The sequence below is a fragment of the Pseudoalteromonas sp. SG43-3 genome (assembly GCF_014164385.1).
Lineage (GTDB): Bacteria > Pseudomonadota > Gammaproteobacteria > Enterobacterales > Alteromonadaceae > Pseudoalteromonas > Pseudoalteromonas distincta.
The window spans coordinates 87,540-107,570 of the sequence record NZ_JACJFC010000009.1 but is presented as its reverse complement, the minus strand read 5'-3'; the positions used below and the strand labels follow the sequence as shown (position 1 = coordinate 107,570).

Below are 20,031 nucleotides of genomic sequence, written 5' to 3'. Positions count from 1 at the left end.
AAGTATGCAATCAATTCCGATGACAGTTCGTGGCGCAGATTTACTGCGCAAAGAGCTTAACGAATTAAAAACAGTTACCCGTCCAAAAATTATCGCCGACATTGCTGTTGCGCGTGAACACGGTGACTTAAAAGAAAACGCTGAGTACCACGCTGCACGTGAGCAACAGGGTTTTTGTGAAGGTCGTATTCAAGAAATTGAAGCTAAACTTTCAAATGTTCAGATAATCGACGTAACTAAAATGCCAAATACGGGCAAAGTTATTTTTGGTACCACAGTAACTATAGTAAATGTAGATACAGATGCTGAAGTAAAATATCGTATTGTAGGCGATGATGAAGCAGATATTAAAAACAACTTAATTTCTGTTAATTCACCGATTGCACGTGGCTTAATTGGTAAACAAGTAGACGATGCAGTGTCTATCCAAACGCCAAAAGGTATCGTTGAGTACGAAATCATTGAAGTTGAGTATCTTTAACGCATAACTCACTTTAACGTTTTAAATAAAAACCGATGTATTTACATCGGTTTTTTTATGCCTTAAATAAATCACTATACTGATAAGGGTGTTCATATTGCATAAAGAGTGAGCATGATGATATAGGTACATAATCACTTCATTAAAAGGAACACTCAATGGCTAATATACTTTACCCAGCGCCTTTAAAAATAGGTTCTAAAATTGCTATTTGCTCGCTTTCATCTGGGCTAAAAGAAAAGTATCACGGACGATTAGATATTGTTATAAATGGACTAAAACAACGAGGGTATAATGTTGTTGAAGGCGAGTTTTTACGTCAAAACAAACCACGTGAACAGCTTAATGCTAAAGCGCATGCTAAGCAGCTAATGGGTTTTTTATTAGATGATGAAATAGATGCGATTATGCCGCCAATGGGTGGTGAGCTGGCAATGGAAATACTGCCACTACTTGATTTTAACGCCATTAAAGAAGCAAAGCCTAAGTGGTTAGTTGGTTTTTCTGATGTGAGTACTATTGCATGTGCACTCACTGCTAAGTGCCAATGGGCAACCCTCCACAGCGCCAATCTTATGCAGTTACACCCAGATGAAAAAAATCCGTACAGCTTACAAATATTTGAAACTCTGACCTACGAAGCCGGTAGTAAGTTTGAGCAAGGTCCTTCTTCTTTATACCAAAAAAATAAGCCTAATTACGCGCAAAACCCGAACGAATTACTCAGCCCGAGTGAGCCCACAAACTGGCAATGTTTAAACTACACAGATAAACGTACCATAGAAATGTCTGGTCGGTTATTTGGTGGGTGTTTAGATACCGTAGGTTTATTGCTCGACTCGCCATTTTTAGCGCTGCATGAGTTTAAAAAGAACAGTGCGCCCGAAGGGCTTATTTTATACCTCGAAAACTCAGAACTTACACCAACAACCGTTGCACGATTTTTACTGTCATTAAAATTAGCCGGTATATTTGATGATATCAATGGCTTGGTTTTAGGGCGAAGTGAAATAACACAAGGTCATTACGATGCCTTTGATTATCGCCATGCGTTAGATGTAGCGCTAGGTGGGTGTTTATTTCCTGTAATTTTTGATGCGGATATAGGGCACGTTCAACCTAACTTAAATTTGGTAAATGGTGCTACCTGTACGCTAGTTGCTGATATAAACGAAGGTATAGTAGATCGCGCATCGTTAAATATTCAACTTTCGTAGTTTTTATCGCATTTAGTTTTGAAAAACAAATAAGTACAGGCGTATAATGTGCCTGCAGTAAGTGCTAATGCTTACTGTAAATTCTCAGGGCGGGGTGAAATTCCCCACCGGCGGTATGTTTAATGTTACTTGTAACTCAAACGAGCCCGCGAGCGCTTTATTTAACTTATTTTTACAGTTAAGTAAAGGTCAAGCAGATCTGGTGAGATGCCAGAGCCGACGGTTACAGTCCGGATGAAAGAGAATATGGCTTATTATACTAAAACCAATTTTATTAAAGACATGACCGTTGTATCGCGTTAAGTGAGCTATTTTTCTTTGCGCTATAATTAGTCACTAATTTAATGTTATTGGTATAACAGTGTGCGCTGCATTTTGCTGCGTGCTTTTTGTTATTTTATTTAAGCTATTTTGGTAGTGATCGCTTTAAATTTAAGTGATGTATTACTGATCCTTTCACAGTCCTGAATCTATTATTTTTATTTGGAATATAATGATGATTCAGTCTCTACTTACTCAATTCGGCGAAAGCCATACCCGCGTACAAAGCGCCATCACTGCACTACAGCAAGGCCAAGGCGTACTTGTTGTTGATGATGAAAACCGTGAAAATGAAGGCGACTTTGTTTTTTCAGCTGAGCACCTAACGACTTCTCAAATGGCCGAAATGATCCGCGAAGGCAGCGGCATTGTTTGCTTATGCATGGGGGAGGAACGCATTAAACAGCTCGATTTACCGCAAATGGTAGCTAACAATACGAGTCAAAATAACACCGCTTATACAGTCACTATTGAAGCTAAGCATGGCGTAACAACAGGTGTGTCTGCTGCTGATAGAGTAACTACTATAAAAGCAGCGACAGCGGATAATGCAAAACCAAGTGATTTATCGCGCCCAGGGCATGTATTTGGTTTAAAGGCACAAACGGGTGGCGTATTAATGCGTCGCGGTCATACCGAAGCATCCGTTGATTTAATGCAACTTGCCGGCTTAAAACCATTTGGCGTAATTTGCGAACTTACTAATCCCGATGGTTCAATGGCGCGCTTACCTGAAGTGAGTGATTATGCTAATAAGCATAATATGACCGTGGTTTCTATTGAAGATTTAGTGCAATACATTCAAGCTGCGCAGCTTAAAGTAGGTTAAATTACTATTTTATCAGCCTTAGATATATTAAAAGCACGCACCTGTTGCGTGTTTTTATGGGCCTAACTTGCTCTTAAAATATAATAATCACTTGTTTTTATTTACGTTATTTAAGAAGCTTAGCGAAGGAATTGCACTTTCTGTAGCCGCTACATACAGTACTCTATAAGGAATTACCCCATTAAAATAGATTATTCTAACTATACACTTGAAGAATTGTTCGATGTAAAAGCTAATATAGATAAAGATAAATACACTGAGAATTTCAATGCATTAATGGCTGAATTTTTAAAAAGAGAAAACGAATTAAAACACTATAATGATGCGATAGAAAAAGAGGCTGAGGCTAAAAAAATATTACGAATGACCAGCTGCTCTAATAAAAGAATAGCGGGTGTGTTTTTATTTGGTTTGTGTATCAGTTTACCCTTATTGTTGTTCGCTGAACTGTCGATTTTAAGCACGATTAATCAATTTTACAGCGTGGTACTTTTACTTATGGTGGGGTTACCTTTATTGCATTCTTTTCGTTATGGCTGGACACTATCTAAATACGGTATAGTGACTGTAACCGACGATGTGTTTTCCTTCACTGTAATGCAATTTTTTTATAGCTGTACTTTTTGTTCAATACTTTTGCTTACCATATTAAGGTGGCCTTAACAGTTACTGCAGCACATTAGTACAGAGTAATATGCTTGGATCCTTTACTGAATATGAGTTGTATTTATAAATGTATAAGCGAAAAAATAGCAGCTGATATAAACCAGCTGCTTGGTTTGAAAAATTATAAAACTTGAATAACTTGCTCTTTAGCTAAACGTGATTTAGGTAATTTGGCATTATAATCTTCTGCGTCATCATGGTAGCCAAGCACTAAAGCTACATCACAAATGTAACCATCTATCTCTTTTTCAAAAACTTCGCCAATCAGCTCGGCATCTACGCCTTCCATTGGAGTTGAATCAATCCCTAAGCGTTCTGCTGTATGCATTGTATTACCAAGCGCTATGTAAGTTTGTGCTTTAGTCCACCTCGAATAATTGTTATTTTTTAAGAAAACTTCCAGACTTTATTTGAGAGGCTAATTAAAGTGTGTGACATTACATGTTAACTGTCAGTGCTAACGTTATAGTATAAGTGAAAGATAGTACGGCTTATTTTGCTTTTGTAAGCGAGTTAATGCCATGCTATATTGACGTTAACTTATATAAAAGGAATTAATAATATGATCGTTAAATTTAATAAACTTTGGTCTAATCATCCATATCCTGACGCACCTTGTGATAAATCTCTGTTTGGAAATCAATGCGCTATTCGCATGGGGGTTGCGCTAGAAAAGTCAGGAATAGATACTTCGTCTTTTGATAGTATGTATCCTCAACGCCGGTGCTACCCTGGTTTAAAGCATAGTCCTAGACATATCTTGGCAGCTCAGGAGCTTGCAAATTGGATTGACTCTCCTCGTAGCACTGCATTTGGTACTAAAAAAGTAATTAAAGGGGGCGCTTTATCCAAGTTGAAAGATAAAAAAGGAATTATATTTATAATGAATGGCTGGGGTAATACTGATCACATTGACTTGTGGGATGGGGAGTACCTAAAGGGTGGTAACACAGATTGGCTGAATTTAGGTGATGAGATCTGGTTTTGGGAAATTTTAGTATGAGAAATAAATTAACATTTAGCTCTATGTTACTTTTATTTTCTTGTTCAAATATAAACGCTGGCATACTTTTAGATGCTGAAATTTGCGAAGTTTCAATGGACAATAATAGTGAAAAACTACAGTTGTCACCTCCATGCTCATTAGTCAAAACTGAAAATGGCAAGAAAAATTTTTTTCAATTTAATGAAAGTAAAATTTATATTATTTCTGGAGCCCCGGCTAAATTAGAGAAATTAAAAAGATGGTCAGTAAAAGAGAGTGATAGATGTTCACTGGAATATCAGGCTGTTATAGTCGTTAGTAATAAATTTTCTCTATCTAAACTGAAAGATAAAGGTTTAGTGTGTCCTGATATTGGTTTAGATGAAAAGTTTTATCAACAATTTGTCCAATATTAATCTATGAAAGAGTAGTACAGTTTTCTCGCTTACTCCATATACCTTACGGATTATAAAAAACCACTTATTATAATAAGTGGTTTAATTGAAAACTGTTATTAATATAGTATTACTTATAAAACCTGAATAACTTGCTCTTTAGCCAAGCGAGATTTAGGTAGCTTAGCATTATAATCTTCAGCGCTATCGTGATAGCCAAGTACTAATGCGACGTCGCATACGTAACCATCAAGTTCTTTTTCAAAGACTTCGCCAATCAGCTCGGCATCTACGCCTTCCATTGGAGTTGAATCAATGCCTAAACGTGCAGCGGCATGCATAGTGTTACCCAGTGCAATGTAAGTTTGTGCTTTAGTCCACTCTTCATTAACGCCTTGCTCATCAGTATTCATATCAACAAACGCATAAGCACCAAAAGCTTGTTCGCGATTTTCTGCTTTAGTACGGCCATTTTTAATATCTGCATCAATAACTTGTGCGTAGTCATCGCGGGTATATTTAGGATTGTGAGCGAATAATATTATATGCGAAGCTGTTTTAATATGTGGCTGGTTAAACGCAAATTTATTAGCAAATGTACTATGCATACGCTCTTTAGCCTCATCTGATTCAATTACGATGAATTTCCAAGGCTGCGAGTTAATAGATGATGGAGATAGGCGCATAGCTTCGTAAATAACGGCTAAATCGTCTTGAGATACACGTTTCGTTGCATCGTAACGTTTTGCTGTGTAACGCTTTTCTAAGTCATTAAGAATAGGGTGAGTCATTAGTTTCTCCATTGAGTAGGTGTTTTACCAGTATTTACTATGTTGAGTCAGTTTTAGTAAAAACAAACCCTTTTAAAAATTTATTACAAAAATAATATCGTGTTTTTAAATCACTCTACTTATTTGATTCAATTGATATCTACGTAAAGTAAGGCCTATCAATATAGCTAGGTACGGATAGTAGTGGGTTATTACAATATGATAAACAGGTATATGGTTGAATCATTATCAAATATTATTAGGTAATAGTTTCTTTAATAAATATAAATACAGCCATAGCCACCCAAAATATTGGCTGAAGACACCAATTACATTGGTGCCTTCAATTAATTCAGGCTGCGCGTGTTTAGTATTTATGGAATTAAAAACCTTCCAACACTATTTTGCCAATAGAGCGACCTTCTTCAAGTTCTGCGTGTGCAATACGCAGGTTAGCCGCATTTATAATGCCTAAATTTTTACCAATCGTTGTTTGAATATGGCCCTGATCAATTAACTCAGCAACATGATTTAGTAACTTGCTTTGCTCAATTAAATCTTTGGCATTAAACATTGAGCGGGCAAACATAAATTCCCAATGTAGCGATAAGCTCTTCATTTTTAATTTACTCACATCTAATGACTCAGGATCGTCAATCATTGCAATTTTACCAAATGGTGCAAGTACCTCCGTATACGCTTCAAAGTAAGTATCAGTACTGTGCAGACTTGCTACATGTGTTACCGATCCAATGTTTAATGCGTCAATTTGAGCCGGTAATGGTTTTGTATGATCAACAACATAATCTGCGCCTAGTTTTTTAACCCATGCTTGTGAGCTTTCACGCGATGCAGTGGCAATCACTGTTGCACCAGTAATCGCTTTAGCAAGCTGGATAAAAATAGAACCAACGCCGCCTGCGGCACCTGTTACTAAAATAACTTCGTCTGATTTTGTTGTTGCATCAGCTGATTGTTTTACAATGTTTAAATGCTCAAATAATAATTCGTACGCTGTTATTGCAGTAAGGGGTAATGCAGCAGCTTCAGCATCGTTTAAGCTTTGTGGTTTGAACCCTACAATGCGCTCATCCACTAATTGAAATTCTGCATTACTACCTGGGCGGGTAATATCACCTGCGTAGTAAACAGCATCGCCAGGTTTAAATGCCGTTACAGCATCGCCGATGGCAACAACTTCACCAACAGCATCCCAACCAATAACTTTTATTTCACCATCAGCAGGGGGCATAGATACACGCACTTTGTAATCTGCTGGGTTAACTGCAATAGCTTTAACTTTAATTAATAAATCACGACCTGTTGCAACTGGCTGTGGTAATTCAACATCAATTAACGATTCAGGATTAGAAACAGGAAGAGATTTTTTATAACCAATGGCTTTCATAATAAGTGTCCTAATTTGTTTACATATAAGGTGCAAGCCATGCTTTGGCTAGCTGATGGATATATAGTAGACCTTGCTTTAATATAGATAAACCGCATAATTGTTGAATCATTATCAAATATAAATAGATAATATGAACATAGAAGATTTAAAACTTATTTTAAAAGTAGCTGAGTTTAGAAGTATTACGCTCGCAGCTGCTAAGTTAGATATGCGTACAGCCACAGCAAGCGCGGCTATTAAACGTGTTGAGGCAGCCCTTGGTAGTGAGCTATTTGTTCGTACAACACGTCATTTAAGGTTATCGGCTGCTGGGGAGCGCTACATACCACAATGTGAGCAGGCTTTAGCTGTACTTGAGCTTGCAAAGCAAAATCTAAAAGGTGAGCACGACGAAATTGAAGGCGAGCTGCGGGTTGCCCTTTCATCTGACTTAGGCCGTAACTTAGTGATCCCATGGATTGATGAACTCATGGACACTTATCCAAAGCTAAGTTTAAGAACGCATATAAGTGATAGTAATATCGACTTTTACCGTGACTCAGTTGATATAGCGCTTCGTTATGGCTCGCCTAATGATGCTAGCGTTTATGGATTCAAAATTTGTAACGTACCGCGCTTGTTATGTGCAACTGACGAATATCTCTTACAGAACGGGGCTCCCATGCATCCCGATGATTTAGCGTCGCATCAAGGTTTGTTTTATCAGTTGCAGGATATTATAAATAATACGTGGGAATTCACCGATGGTGAGTCAAAATATAAAGTTAAAATGAATGGCAGGCGCGCCTCAAACGATGGCGATTTAGTAAGGCGCTGGTGCGTTGCGGGTAAAGGCTTGGCTGTAAAATCAGCCCTTGATATAGCCGATGATTTACTCAATGACAGGGTGGTTACTGTAATGCAAGATTATCAACATGTTAATGGTGAACTTTGGCTTATTTGCCCAAGTAGGCAGTCAATAACCCCAGCGGTGCGTTTACTACGTGATGCATGCAGAGCAAAATCCCAAGCTATTTTGCAGCAGTTAGTAAATAAAGGAATTATTGATAAAAGCGTACTGAGCTAATTTAGGAAGAGTTATGCAAGTTGATGATATTAGAGTTTTTATTCCCTGTAAAAGCTATGAACAATCTCAGCGCTTTTATAAAGCGCTTGGATTTAAGATTGAAGATGCTTCAAATGATTTATGTGTGTGTACCTTTGGCGAATGTACGTTCTTTTTACAGCGTTATTATAATAAAACGTTTGCTGAAAACTTAATGCTGCAACTTTGTGTGTTAAATATAGATGAAGCATACGAACTCATTAGTAACCTAAACGGTTTTGACATCCGCTTTGAGGGTATAAAACAAGAATCTTGGGGTAGCGTTATTTACTTATGGGGACCATCGGGTGAGCTTTGGCACGTAACTGAATTAAATTAAAAATAAAAAGGAATAAATATGAAATTTAATAAATATATAATCATTTTGATGGCGGCCTTACTTGCTTCTTGTAGCTCGTTTATGAGTAACAATACAGGTAAAAATACACAATCTAGTAGCTTAATGGATTTTTTATATCCTGATCAACAAAGCCGTGCTACCTATAAACCTGAAATACCTGTTTTAAAACTCCCTGTTACCGTCGGAATTGCATTTGTACCGTCTAAAAACTGGCAGCCAGACGGGTTAGAGACCCAAAACCAAGTCGAATTACTCGAAAAAGTAAAAAAGTCATTTCTTCAATATGATTACATTGACCGCATTGAAGTTATACCAAGCACCTATTTAAAGGGTGGTGAAGGTTTTGCAACACTCGAGCAAGTAGGGCGACTTTACGATGTAGATTTAATCGCACTGGTTTCATATGATCAAATTACGCAATCTTATGAAAATAATGCAGCCTTACTTTATTGGACAATAGTGGGTATGTACGTTATTCCAGGCAATGAAAATACAATCCAAACCTTTGTGGATACAGCTGTTTTTGATATTAAAAGTAGAAAAATGTTATTTAGAGCACCTGGTATAAGTAAGCTTGAAAAAAGAACAACAGCAATAGGTATTGATGAAACGTTATCTGAAAAGTCGGCTGAAGGTTTTAATCTAGCGGTTAGTGATATGAGTACTAATTTAGATGCAGAACTAGCAAGGTTTAAAACACGTGTTAAAGAAGAAAAAATTGCAAAAGTCGAAAATAAAGATGGCTCCAGCAGCGGTGGCTCTTTGAGTATTTATTTACTCGTTTTGTTGTCGTTATTAGTTATGCGTAGCAGAAAAGTTTAAAGCAAAAAATAGCTAAGTACTTTAATAATGCCACCTACTTTGAGCCGGTGGCATTATTTTTTATTCGCTAACTTAGCTTTTTATTAAAAAAGTCAACGGTACGTTGCCATGCAAGCTCAGCATTGTCTTTATCATATCGACCAGTAGAGTCATTATGAAATCCATGATTTGCCCCTTTATACATGTGCATAGTGTACTCAACGTTATTAGCTTTTAAATCTTGTTCGTACTGTGGCCACGATGCGTTTACACGTTTATCCAGCTCACCTAATTGAATCATTAATGGAGCTTTAATATTTTTACGTAAACTTTCACTGGCAGGAGTGCCGTAAAAAGGCACTCCGGCGCTGATTAAATTACTATCTACAGCCGCTAAATAGTTAACAATGTAGCCACCAAAACAAAAACCAACAGCGCCGAGTTTACCGTTACTGTTGGCATGCGATTTTAAAAAGTGCGCTGCGGCTATAAAATCGTTTTGAATTTTAGCGCGGTCCATGGTTTTTTGCATAGCGCGTCCCTCATCATCGTTACCAGGGTAGCCACCCAGTGGAAAGAGCGCATCGGGTGCAAATGCAATAAAACCTACCTTCGCTAAGCGTCTTGCTACATCTTTTACGTATGGGTTTAATCCACGGTTTTCGTGTATCACAAGCACAACAGGAAGTTTACCTTCTATGTTTTTAGGGGTTGCTAAGTAACCTTTGCCTTTACCGTGCCCGTCTGGCGAATCGAATTCTTCGTACGTTGCTTTAATATCATCGTCATTAAACGACACTTGTTCAGCCAGCGCGTAATTAGGTAATAATGCTGATGTAAGTACAGCCATTGAAAAACCAAGTGCAGCAAGCCCCCCGAGTTTTTTCATAAAAGTACGACGGTCCATTAAACCGTGGGCGTATTCGTCATACCAATCAAAGGCTTCTTGAGGAATGTGATCAGAGGGAGATGTATTCATGGCTGTTCCTTAATTTTATTATGTTATTTAAATACCATAACGTATTAGGAATAAAAAACGAGCAATATTTTCTCTCAATTATTAGGACTGTTGCCAAAGCTATCCGTCAAGCAAGGAAAGGAGCACATTCCTTTGTTGTTTGGATATTAAAGAAACCATTTTGATGTGATTTAAATCTTTTACCTCATAAATACTCACTTTTGGATTATTAAGAGTAAGCAACCCATTATATGGACTCACTTTGTCTGCATTACTTGAAAAGATGTAAGTTTGCCTAGCATGAGGGTTCTTATTTAGATTACTTAATATAGCGAGTTTAGTAAGAGGTACTTCACTTTTTTCAATTATCTTAACGGCAACTTCATTTATATAATCATCGCCTAATAGTTTGCTATAAATAGGGTGTGATAAGTTAGCAATTGTGTTTAGTGCGGCCTCAAAATTAATCATTGGGGCATAAAGTATATGCTTACTAATGTTCAGCTTAGATGCCAACTCAACTCCCGCAATTGCGCCCATTGAGTAACTAATTAAGGAGATATCAGTGTAGTTTTCTTTATTTACATAATTGATTAACACATCAAGAGAGTTTAAACCAAATCTAAACTTATCGTATTGATTACTAGCGGGCATCACTATTACATTTTTTCCCGTAATATGACTAAGCCATCTTGCTTGCATGGTGTAAATCAAACTGTCTACGCCATATCCCGGAAAGATAATTAAAAGTCCGCTACTTGAATTACTTGGTAAATTATCTGAAGTAAGTTGGTATTCAAAAACATCATCTTCAGTGCTTCCTTCAACAATCAAACTTAACGAAAGTTTATTACCATCGAGTAGGTAGCTTTCGATATCCTTAGGTGAGATAAATCTAAAATCAAGACAATCTACTTCGCTGCTACAGTAATGGGTTTGTACTCCAGATAAAGCGATAGAGCTCTCAAATTCTTTAGGGAGAACTTTCTGCGGAGGCTTAGTTATTTGATAAGCAATATAGCTCTGGCACCCGCTTAAAAAAATAACTAAAGAAATAATCAGTATGTATAAGCGCATTAAAGTCCCTTTAATTTTCAAGCTAAAATTTTTTGATTAATTAATGCCTGATAGGCCTTGGTCAATACCCAGCAAAAACTCTAAACCTACAAACGCAAACGATATTGCAACGGCGCCTAATAGCATTAAGTTGCGGTTATTCTTTTTGTAGCCAATTGTGGTTAGTACAGCAAATACAGTAAATAAAATAAGTTGAAGTGTACCCATTATTATTCCTTTTGAGGGTTATATTTATAGAGTTAAATTATCAGTAAGGTAAAGACTTGGCAAATAGGTGAATATCATTTTTAAGCTAAAAATAAAAAGCTCGACATAATATGCCGAGCTTTTTTGGTTGGGATGTTACTTAATTTAGCTGTGAGTAGGCGCTGGTTGGGCATCTACTAGTGGTGGCTTGCCACGCATTTTACGTACTAATCGTTTAGCATCTTCTAGTGCAACATACTGGCACGGTATAAGTATCAGTGTAATTACTGTGGCAAATAACACACCAAAAGCAAGTGATACAGCCATTGGGATAACAATTTTAGCTTGTAAACTCGTTTCAAAAATAATTGGCATTACACCAATAAAGGTAGTGATTGAGGTAAGTAATATCGCTCTAAAGCGACGAGCACCGGCTTGCATTACAGCATCCTTAATCGCAACACCTTCAGCGCGTGCTTTGTTTACAAAATCAACCATAACGAGGGAATCATTTACGACCACACCCGCTACAGCAATAATGCCAAACATCGATAAGCTACTCATGGTCATACCTAAAATCATATGCCCAAACATCGCGCCCACTACACCAAACGGAATAACCGACATTATAATAAGTGGCTGCGAGTAAGAGCGAAGCGGAATGGCTAACAAGGTAAATATAATCATCATTGATATACCAAAATCACGAAGCTGCTCTGAAGCGCTATCCATCTCTTCTTGAATGCGCCCAGCTACATCACTTGTAACGCCAGGGTAGCTCTTAAGTAATGTTGGTAAGTATTCATCACGAATTTCTTCTGCAATCGCAAATGGTTCGGCTTTGTCGGTATTTACCGCAGCCCATACGTTTACAGTGCGTTTAGAGTTTTCTCGGCGAATACGGTTTACACCGTCAACCAGCTTAACTTCGGCTACTTCACTTAGCGGTACTTCAGCGCCTGTAGGTGTAATAATACGCACACTTGCTATGTCACTTATTGAGTTACGTTCGTCTTCTGGATAGCGGATCATGACTTTAATTTCTTCGCCTTCACGCAATATTCGCTGCGCTTCTAAGCCGTAGTAACTAAAGCTAACTTGCGACGCTACATCAGCAAGCGTTAAACCCATGCTGTAAGCGAGTGGTTTTAAATCAAGTTGCACTTCGTCGGTAGCGCTTTGCATTGAATCGTTTACGTCGCCAACGCCTTCCATTGTTTGTAATTTGGCTTTTAATTTACCAGCCACTTCTTTTAGCTCGTCAGCATTTTTGCCTTCAAGTTTAAAGCTAACGTCGCCATCATCTCGACCGCCATTCATTATACTGTCTTGAATGGTCATGGTTTTAATGCCGGGTAGAGCGGGCATTTGCTCACGCCATAATGCACTTAGGGCAAAGGTGTCGATAGGGCGTAAATCAGGCTCTACCAAAATGGCCATAATATTTGCTTCAGTTCGTCCGCGAAGGCTTACCGATAAATCGCGGATCATCGGTTTACCGTATTGCTCTTGTAGTTGCTGATCGACCTGTAACAACACGCTTTCAATTTTACGTGCGGTTTCAAGCGTTGCTTGCTCAGATGAAGCTAGGTTCATTTCTATATCAATACGCGGAAAGTCGTGCGGTATTTTAGGGTTTGGTACAAACTTAACTAAACCACCTGCAAACATACCTGCGCTTACAATAAGTAAACACATAAAGCCAACAATTACGGTATAGCGATAGTGAATACAGCGGCCAACAAAAGGAAGGTAGTAGTTATTCACAAAGCCTTTTAAACCACTATCAATCACCATACGTAAGCGATGTAATAGGTTTTTAGGATTTGGTTTACGTGGGTTCATTGCTGCAATATGGGCAGGTAAAATAAGTTTTGATTCAATGAGTGAAAAAATCAAACATAAAATAATAACGCCACCAATTGCTTTAGAAAAAGCAGCGCCAGGGCCTGTTGCCATTGTTTGCGGTAAAAATGCCGCAATGGTAGTTAATACACCAAAGGTTGCTGGCATCGCAACACGTTTTACACCGCGTACAACGTTATCAAGTGTGTGACCGTATTTTTCTATTTCGGCACTGGCTGATTCGCCCACAACTATGGCGTCATCAACAACAATCCCGAGTACAAGTATAAAGGCAAAAAGAGAGGCTAGGTTAATTGTTACATCTAAAAAGCCAATAGGCATAAACAAAAAGGCGCCCAGAAAAGACACCGGTAAACCCATCATTACCCAAAATGCTAAGCGTAGCGGTAAAAATAGTGCCAGCACTAACATTACTAACAAGCCACCCCAAATCATGTTATCGACCATCATATCGAGTCGACCTTCAAGGTAGTAAGTTAAATCAACAATAGGAGAGAGCTTAACACCTGCTGGTAAAAGCGGCTCTTTAGTTGCCATGTAGCTTTTAAGTACTTTTGCTACATCGGTAATGTCTTGATCTTTTGATGCGTTTACTTCAAACGAGAGTGAATTCTTACCATTGTATTTTGAATATTGTAGACCTTCTTCAAAGCCATCATTAATAGTTGCAACATCGCCTAAATAAATTTGTGCGCCATCAGCAAGGGTAATAAGTGGCAGTTTTTCAAACTCAAAACCACGGTAGGCTTGTTTTTCAACACGCATCGAAATATAACCATTTTCAGAGCGTATTTGTCCCGCCGACATATTTGCCGAAAAGTTTTGCACCGCGCCTGCAATATCTCTAAATGTTAAGCCATATTCGCGCAGTTTATCGGGGCTGACTTCTATACCAATTTCATATTCTAAGCCGCCGTTAAAATTAACAAGGTTAACGTGAGGCAGTGCTTGTAGCTCGTCTTTTATATCGTTGCCAAGCTCTTTTAACTGGTAGTTACTCATGTCGCCGTAAAGCGCGAGTATCATTACCTCTTGCTCAAACTTATCGCGGCGCACAACAGGGCGCTCCATTCCCGCAGGAAAGGTGTTTATTGAATCAACTTGTACTTTAATTTCATCAAGTACTTCTTGTGGATTGTATTGTTCTTCTATTTCAATCCACGCTTGTGAAAAACCACGGTTAGAGTACGTAATTAGGCGTTTAATGCCTTCAATACCTTCGAGGTTTTCTTCAACTTTTATGGTTATGCCTTCTTCAACCTCTTGCGGGGCTGCACCTGGGTAAACTGCTTGTACGCTTATCCAGTTGCTTTCAAACTGTGGGAACATTTGTTTGCGAATGGTCATTGCCATTAAAATACCGCCCACTAATATAAATATCATTAGTAGGTTGGCTGCAACGGGATTTCGGGCAAACCATGCTATTAACCCTGTTTCACGAGTGTTCATGATTATTCCTCTTTCAGCGCAAGTTGAGTTACATCAGTTTTATCAGGCGCAATATCTTCAATTTTTACTGCCATACCTTCAGTTGGGTATTCAAGCGCTGAGGTAACAATTTGCTCGCCATTGTTTAACCCTTGGCTGGCTATAATCATGCCGTTTTGTTCGCGTATAATATTGAGGGTTTTAAACGACAATGTTAAATCGTCATTTAAAATTACAATTTTATTATCTTTAACTAAGTGGTGCGCAACAATAATTGCGTTATCAAGCGGGCGGCCTTCAATGGTAGCGTTAATGTATGAGCCAAAACGAAGAGGACGTGTTTTATCGCCATAAGGTGTTGCAAGTTGTGCTACCAAATAGCTCATGCGGCTTGTTTGATCAACCACACCTTCGGTGCGAATTACTTTGGCTTGCCACATTGTTTGTTTACCCGCGTATTCTGCGTTAAATGTAACATTTGAGCCTACGCCGCCATTTTTTAAATATTGCAGTTCTTGATCGGCAACCGGTAAACGTACCTCTGCAACTGAGGTTGCGCTTAGTGCGCCAAAACTATTACCTGGGTTTACTACTGACCCCAAGCTAATTGTGCGCTCATTAATAATGGCATCATAAGGGGCTTTAATATAAGTACGCTCAAGATTGCGGCTAGCACGCTTAACACTTGCTTGAGCAGAGCGGTAACGCGCTAATTTTTCTGCCAGCTGTGGTTTTCGTAAATAAAGTTCTGATGCGATAGCGTCGCTTGAGTCTGACTTAATGCGCTCCCACTCAGCTTGAGCGACATGTGCTTGCGCGCGTTCTATTTCAAGTGCTGAGCTTGCTTGTGCTAAACCCGCTTGCGCTTCAATAAAGTCTGCTTCGTAATCATTTGCATCAATTCGTGCTAAAATATCGCCTTGCTTTACAAACGCGCCTTCAACAAATTGATCTGATACCGAAATAACTTGCCCGCTAACTTGTGCTATTAGCTCGGTACGATATTTTGGTTTAACAATGCCGTACGATTTAACATCGAGCGTTATAGAATCTAAAAGTACGCGTTGTGTTGCTACTAAAGGACGTAAATCTTGCTCTGGCTTTTCTTCGGGTGGTTTTTTCATTGCCATAAAGGCGAAAGCTAAAGCAATACCGCCTGCTAAAACAGCGATTGGGAGTATTATTTGTTTTGTAGTAGCCACAAGGCATTCCTTCATAATTGGTGGTGACAGAGCAATAATACGCAATAAAGTGTTTACAAGCTGTTTTAAGATGTAACAAAGCATTACATGTGTGTGTTACAACTCACTATGCGACTAATTAAGTTCCTAAAAAGAAATTAAAGTAAGTGTTTTTTATACCGAGGAAATTATGAAAACCGAATCGATGAATTGCAGGCTAGGCTGCGGCGCATGTTGTATTGCGCCAAGTATTAGTTCGCCTATTCCAGGTATGCCAAATGGTAAAAAAGCCGGAGAGCGTTGTATTCAGCTGGACGAACGTAATTTATGTAAGTTATTTGGTGATGAAAGTCGACCAAAAGTATGTAGCGATTTTAGTGCCACGCTTGATGTGTGCGGGTCTACAAATGCACAAGCCCTAGCACTTATTACAGAGCTTGAAGAGCTAACTTAATCCTCGTTTTTAATACACATCTATTTACACTTATTTTATTACTGAGTATTTATTTTACGTCATTCAAAGCTGCGCTTTTCACGCGAGCAAGCTCTACGTTTACCGCCAAAGTGTAGGCTTGTGTTTGTTTTGTAGACGTGAAGCTTGCTTACGTGACAGGCAAAGCCTGTAAAACTGATTTATTCACAAAGAGGGGAGGAGGCGCTGCGCTTTTAGAGGAGGAGATTAATTTAAAGTAATAGTTGGCTTTTGTTTTTCTCATTTACTCCTAATTCTTTTCTCTTTGTGTAATATTTTTTCCTAAAAACTGCACTTTTATATAAATAAACACAGCGTTTACAAACCAAAGTATAAATTGAGTTCGTAAACGCTGGCTTTATTTTCTACCAGCTATACGTTGCGCTTAACGTATATTGCTCACCGCGCCCAGGTGTACCTGGTATTTCTTCAAACGACTCATCCCATAAGTTATCTGCCGCTAAGGTGATAAATAAATTACTCAACTGTGGCGGCGTTATTTTAAGCGTTAGCTGGGTAAATAACGCATTGTCATTGCCGTTTCTAAGTGAATTTTTGTGTTGTGTACGCCATTCGTTATCTATTCTAAATTCTAAAATATCAGTTGGGTTGTACACAGCGCCAAGTGTTAAACGGTGATCAGGAAAGTTTAACGCGTAAAAGCTGGCATCAATATCGGCTGCGCCGTAGTTTTCTGATTTATGTAAATAGGTGTAGCTTGCTATAAGCTTTGCTGTATCAAAGTGCTTAGTCGCTAAAAATTCAACCCCTGCAGTATCAATATCTACTGGGTTTGCAAAGCGCGCTGAGGTTGAATCAAAATTAAAGGTCCAATCGGTCAAGTTATTATCTTTTCGATAAAAAATAGCCGAGTTTAACTGCCAGCTTTGTTCTTCAAGTAATAAACCTAGCTCCAAGTTTGATGTGGTTTCGCGCTCAAGGTTGTAGTTACTTCTAAATAACCCGCCAGAGTCGCTGCCGCCAATGGCTGTGTAGCCTGCAACTTGACTCGCTTGCGCGTATGATAAGTAAAGGGTTTGTGCTGTGCCGTCACTATTTTGGGTGTTTAAGGTTATGTCACCAATAGCTGATACTTCAGCATCATCACGATTTGTATCGTCATAGGCTGCGCCTAAACGAAAGGTAAGCTGTTGGTTTTTTTGCGCTATTGTGTATTGGGGCAATATACTTAGCTTGTAATACTTTCGTGAGGTAAAGTTGTTTTCAAGTGTGGTTGATTCAATCGAGTCATCAATAAATTGTGCAGAGTAATTTATTGCCAGTGCATCGCTTTGTGCATGGCGACCCGAAAGTCCAAACGATTTAACTTCGCTTTTATGAAAAGCTTCAAATGCACTAGGATTTTCGCGCGAGTAAATATAGTGATCGTCATGGGTACGATAATAAGCAGATACTTCAAAGTTGCTGTTATCAGCGTAGTTTTGCTTGTGATTAAGCATCCAAAGACGGGTTTCTAAATCTTCAGTTTCGTTAACGCCAAAAGGGGTGTACAAGTTAGGCCAGCCAAAAAACTTATCTTGTGAGCCAAAAAATAAATCGGTTTGGCTATTCTCACTTGCCAATTGCACGCGAGCTGAGGCGCGCGAAAAGTCATGGTCACCATTATCAATAGTGCCATCACTTTGCGAGTGAGAATATTCACCTTCAAAACCTAAGGTATAGCCAGCTGAGCTATCAAATTGTGTGTTTTTAGCAGCGTGAATACTTTGAAGATTAAAGTCGTTCGTACCAGTACCAAGCGATACACTACCGCCAGTAATAATCGGTTTCCAACCAAACGAAACCGTACCTACAGAGCTGTTCATACCGTACAGTGCGTTATCGGCACCGGTTAAAACTGCTGGGCCGCTTAGCATTTGCGGTGCTATGGGTATTTCAGCAAAATAATGACCAGATTGCGGGTCAAGCAGGGTAGCACTGCCTACTCTAAAGCCGGTGTTTTCAAAAATACCGCCACGAATAGTTACATCAGCTTGTGCCTCAGCCATATTTCGTGATTGAAGATCTACACGCGGATCGTATTCTAAATTAGAAATAGGCGAGTCAAATGTACCTACAGGCAGTTTATTCGCAGTAGGCGAAGCCTCCACTGTTATTTGCTCGATTGAAGACTCATCAGATAACGTATTAGCATAAACGAATGGGGTAACACTGCATAAAAGTGCAGGCAATATAATGTGTGGTGTGCGGTTCATGTGCTTCTCGTCGTTTTTTATTTGAAGCTGCGGTTACAATAAATTTCAAAGCTTATATTTGAGCATGATAAAATAGACAAATGTAACAGCAGTCATTTTGTGCGCGATTGTACATTAATTTGTTAATATCTGCATTTGATAACCATTCACACTTTTCTCATTAGGTAACATTTATAATGGATATTAAAGAACACAATACTATTTACTTTGCTGGTGGGTGCCTATGGGGCGTACAAGAGTTTATGAAACACTTACCAGGTGTTGTTAGCACACAGGCAGGGCGCGCTAATGGTACAAGTAAAACTACAGATGGCGAATATGATGGTTATGCAGAATGCGTAAAGGTAATTTTTGACCTAAACGCCGTTAGCTTAAATAAGCTGTTTGACTACTTTTTTGAAATTATTGACCCACACAGTATTAACAAACAAGGGGATGACGTAGGCCCTAAATACCGCACTGCCATTTACAGCAAAAACCAAAACCATTTAGAGGCAGCAAACAACTATATAAATAAACGCAGCGATGCCGATAAAATTGCTGTACAGGTAGAGCCGCTAACTAATTACGTACCAAGCGATCCTGAGCATCAAGACCGTTTAACCAACCACCCAGATGACTATTGCCATATACCTTTTGATTTATTGTATAAATACAAAACGAGTTAATAAAAACTATTGTTTATTTTTTCTTTGAGCTTTTTTGCTTAGTTTTTTCTCTTTTTTACGCGGAAACATTTCTCTGCTTAGGTACGGTACTGCTAAAAAAAAGATCCCACATCCTAAGTAAAAGAAAAGGTTAAAAAGATAAGCAAATGGAGAGGTCGAGAAAAAATAAACCTCAGATTCAACTCGATAATCTGTTGGTGTAAGCACATAACCGTCGTATATAGATTTTACTGCGATTATGATGGATAAGGAGCCTATAGCTAAAAAAAACAAGGAGAATGCTATTTTATTTAATAACATTCTGGTATTACTAATATTAGCGTGTTTTATTTTTGGCTTCTTTTTTGTTTTTTTATTATTTGATTGCTTCATGCTTACCAAAAAAAGTAATAATCATAGCTATAAATATTCCAACAAAGCCTACGGTTGAGAAAACTAAACTATATTCACTTTGAATACTGAAAATATTTAGAAGACTAGTTATTAATAAAAGTAATATTCCAGCAGCTTTTATAATTTCTTGTGTTTTATTCAAACGTATCCATGTTTGACAATATGGGCACTCGACTTCAAAAAATATCCCTTTTTTATTGGTATTTTTTATTTCCGTACTTTTGATCTTATGATGGCAACAAGGGCATGTAGGTTTCATTTTAAT

General features: G+C 38.4%; 21 protein-coding genes, 1 pseudogene and 1 riboswitch. Of the genes and pseudogenes, 11 read left to right on the top strand and 11 right to left on the bottom strand.

The genetic code is table 11. From position 1 onward, the window contains the following. Positions 1–4 precede the first annotated feature (4 nt). The 4 genes from greA (at position 5) to H5157_RS10360 (ending at position 3,511) form a co-directional block, all read left to right on the top strand. Positions 5–481, top strand: coding sequence for a transcription elongation factor GreA (gene greA / locus H5157_RS10375; RefSeq protein ID WP_004335404.1), 477 nt, complete (start codon positions 5–7; stop codon positions 479–481). Positions 482–639: 158 nt separating this feature from the next. After that, on the top strand, positions 640–1,698 hold the full coding sequence (locus H5157_RS10370; RefSeq protein WP_182695624.1) for a S66 peptidase family protein: 1,059 nt from the start codon (positions 640–642) through the stop codon (positions 1,696–1,698). 76 nt (positions 1,699–1,774) lie between these two features. After that, positions 1,775–1,948, top strand: a riboswitch (FMN riboswitch). A gap of 246 nt (positions 1,949–2,194) precedes the next feature. Continuing rightward, a complete protein-coding gene (ribB, locus tag H5157_RS10365) occupies positions 2,195–2,848 on the top strand; it encodes a 3,4-dihydroxy-2-butanone-4-phosphate synthase (protein ID WP_182715837.1) in 654 nt (217 codons plus the stop codon). A gap of 276 nt (positions 2,849–3,124) precedes the next feature. Further along, positions 3,125–3,511: a hypothetical protein gene (locus H5157_RS10360; RefSeq protein WP_096792863.1), complete on the top strand. Its 387-nt coding sequence runs from the start codon at positions 3,125–3,127 to the stop codon at positions 3,509–3,511. A 124-nt stretch (positions 3,512–3,635) separates the two neighbouring features. Here the strand turns inward: H5157_RS10360 and H5157_RS10355 are convergent. Beyond that, positions 3,636–3,887: pseudogene (locus tag H5157_RS10355) on the bottom strand (NAD(P)H-dependent oxidoreductase); the annotation flags it as partial. A gap of 189 nt (positions 3,888–4,076) precedes the next feature. Here H5157_RS10355 and H5157_RS10350 point away from each other — a divergent pair. Together H5157_RS10350 and H5157_RS10345 are read left to right on the top strand one after the other, a co-directional pair. Beyond that, the gene (locus H5157_RS10350; protein WP_232525520.1) at positions 4,077–4,517 is read left to right on the top strand and encodes a T6SS effector amidase Tae4 family protein; all 441 of its coding nucleotides are present in this window, start codon (positions 4,077–4,079) and stop codon (positions 4,515–4,517) included. Continuing rightward, on the top strand, positions 4,514–4,915 hold the full coding sequence (locus tag H5157_RS10345; RefSeq protein WP_096792864.1) for a hypothetical protein: 402 nt from the start codon (positions 4,514–4,516) through the stop codon (positions 4,913–4,915). Before H5157_RS10350 ends, H5157_RS10345 begins: the two co-directional genes overlap by 4 nt. 113 nt (positions 4,916–5,028) lie before the next feature. Here H5157_RS10345 and H5157_RS10340 read toward each other — a convergent pair whose 3' ends face one another. Then, positions 5,029–5,685 (bottom strand): nitroreductase family protein, encoded by a 657-nt coding sequence (locus H5157_RS10340; RefSeq protein ID WP_182715806.1) that lies wholly within the window; start codon positions 5,683–5,685, stop codon positions 5,029–5,031. Positions 5,686–6,046: 361 nt separating this feature from the next. Further along, positions 6,047–7,072 (bottom strand): zinc-binding alcohol dehydrogenase family protein, encoded by a 1,026-nt coding sequence (locus H5157_RS10335; RefSeq protein ID WP_182715805.1) that lies wholly within the window; start codon positions 7,070–7,072, stop codon positions 6,047–6,049. Between the two features lie 133 nt (positions 7,073–7,205). Here H5157_RS10335 and H5157_RS10330 point away from each other — a divergent pair, with 133 nt between their 5' ends. Genes H5157_RS10330 through rhlP form a run of 3 tightly spaced genes read left to right on the top strand, consistent with a single transcriptional unit; the run spans position 7,206 to position 9,342 of the window. Next, positions 7,206–8,141 (top strand): LysR family transcriptional regulator, encoded by a 936-nt coding sequence (locus H5157_RS10330; protein ID WP_138489302.1) that lies wholly within the window; start codon positions 7,206–7,208, stop codon positions 8,139–8,141. 13 nt (positions 8,142–8,154) lie between these two features. Then, positions 8,155–8,499 carry a lactoylglutathione lyase gene (locus H5157_RS10325; RefSeq protein ID WP_182715803.1) on the top strand — a complete coding sequence of 115 codons (345 nt, stop codon included), beginning with the start codon at positions 8,155–8,157 and terminating at the stop codon, positions 8,497–8,499. 18 nt (positions 8,500–8,517) lie between these two features. Continuing rightward, positions 8,518–9,342 carry a rhombotarget lipoprotein gene (gene rhlP, locus H5157_RS10320; protein ID WP_182720065.1) on the top strand — a complete coding sequence of 275 codons (825 nt, stop codon included), beginning with the start codon at positions 8,518–8,520 and terminating at the stop codon, positions 9,340–9,342. A gap of 67 nt (positions 9,343–9,409) precedes the next feature. Here the strand turns inward: rhlP and H5157_RS10315 are convergent, their stop codons facing one another. The 5 genes from H5157_RS10315 to H5157_RS10295 all read right to left on the bottom strand — a co-directional run bounded on the left by H5157_RS10315 (position 9,410) and on the right by H5157_RS10295 (position 16,038). Further along, positions 9,410–10,300 (bottom strand): dienelactone hydrolase family protein, encoded by an 891-nt coding sequence (locus tag H5157_RS10315; RefSeq protein WP_182715802.1) that lies wholly within the window; start codon positions 10,298–10,300, stop codon positions 9,410–9,412. A 99-nt stretch (positions 10,301–10,399) separates the two neighbouring features. Further along, positions 10,400–11,356: a hypothetical protein gene (locus H5157_RS10310; RefSeq protein WP_024599523.1), complete on the bottom strand. Its 957-nt coding sequence runs from the start codon at positions 11,354–11,356 to the stop codon at positions 10,400–10,402. A 36-nt stretch (positions 11,357–11,392) separates the two neighbouring features. After that, complete coding sequence (locus tag H5157_RS10305) at positions 11,393–11,563, bottom strand: hypothetical protein (RefSeq protein ID WP_182715800.1); 171 nt, start codon at positions 11,561–11,563, stop codon at positions 11,393–11,395. Between the two features lie 144 nt (positions 11,564–11,707). Beyond that, positions 11,708–14,857 carry an efflux RND transporter permease subunit gene (locus H5157_RS10300; RefSeq protein WP_182715799.1) on the bottom strand — a complete coding sequence of 1,050 codons (3,150 nt, stop codon included), beginning with the start codon at positions 14,855–14,857 and terminating at the stop codon, positions 11,708–11,710. Positions 14,858–14,859: 2 nt separating this feature from the next. Beyond that, positions 14,860–16,038 carry an efflux RND transporter periplasmic adaptor subunit gene (locus tag H5157_RS10295; protein WP_182693617.1) on the bottom strand — a complete coding sequence of 393 codons (1,179 nt, stop codon included), beginning with the start codon at positions 16,036–16,038 and terminating at the stop codon, positions 14,860–14,862. 169 nt (positions 16,039–16,207) lie between these two features. On the opposite strand from H5157_RS10295, the gene H5157_RS10290 reads away from it, so the two are divergent. Then, complete coding sequence (locus H5157_RS10290; RefSeq protein WP_007375812.1) at positions 16,208–16,471, top strand: YkgJ family cysteine cluster protein; 264 nt, start codon at positions 16,208–16,210, stop codon at positions 16,469–16,471. Between the two features lie 383 nt (positions 16,472–16,854). On the opposite strand, the gene H5157_RS10285 is transcribed toward H5157_RS10290, so the two are convergent. Continuing rightward, positions 16,855–18,705 (bottom strand): TonB-dependent siderophore receptor, encoded by a 1,851-nt coding sequence (locus H5157_RS10285; protein WP_182724649.1) that lies wholly within the window; start codon positions 18,703–18,705, stop codon positions 16,855–16,857. 176 nt (positions 18,706–18,881) lie between these two features. Between H5157_RS10285 and H5157_RS10280 the strand changes: the two genes are divergently transcribed. Beyond that, entirely contained in the window at positions 18,882–19,373 is a 492-nt protein-coding gene (locus tag H5157_RS10280; protein ID WP_182724648.1) for a peptide-methionine (S)-S-oxide reductase, read from the top strand. 6 nt (positions 19,374–19,379) lie between these two features. Here H5157_RS10280 and H5157_RS10275 read toward each other — a convergent pair whose 3' ends face one another. Further along, positions 19,380–19,745 carry a hypothetical protein gene (locus tag H5157_RS10275; RefSeq protein WP_096041529.1) on the bottom strand — a complete coding sequence of 122 codons (366 nt, stop codon included), beginning with the start codon at positions 19,743–19,745 and terminating at the stop codon, positions 19,380–19,382. Next, complete coding sequence (locus H5157_RS10270; protein ID WP_096041530.1) at positions 19,729–20,025, bottom strand: hypothetical protein; 297 nt, start codon at positions 20,023–20,025, stop codon at positions 19,729–19,731. The genes H5157_RS10275 and H5157_RS10270 overlap by 17 nt, the downstream gene beginning before the upstream one ends. Positions 20,026–20,031 lie beyond the last annotated feature (6 nt).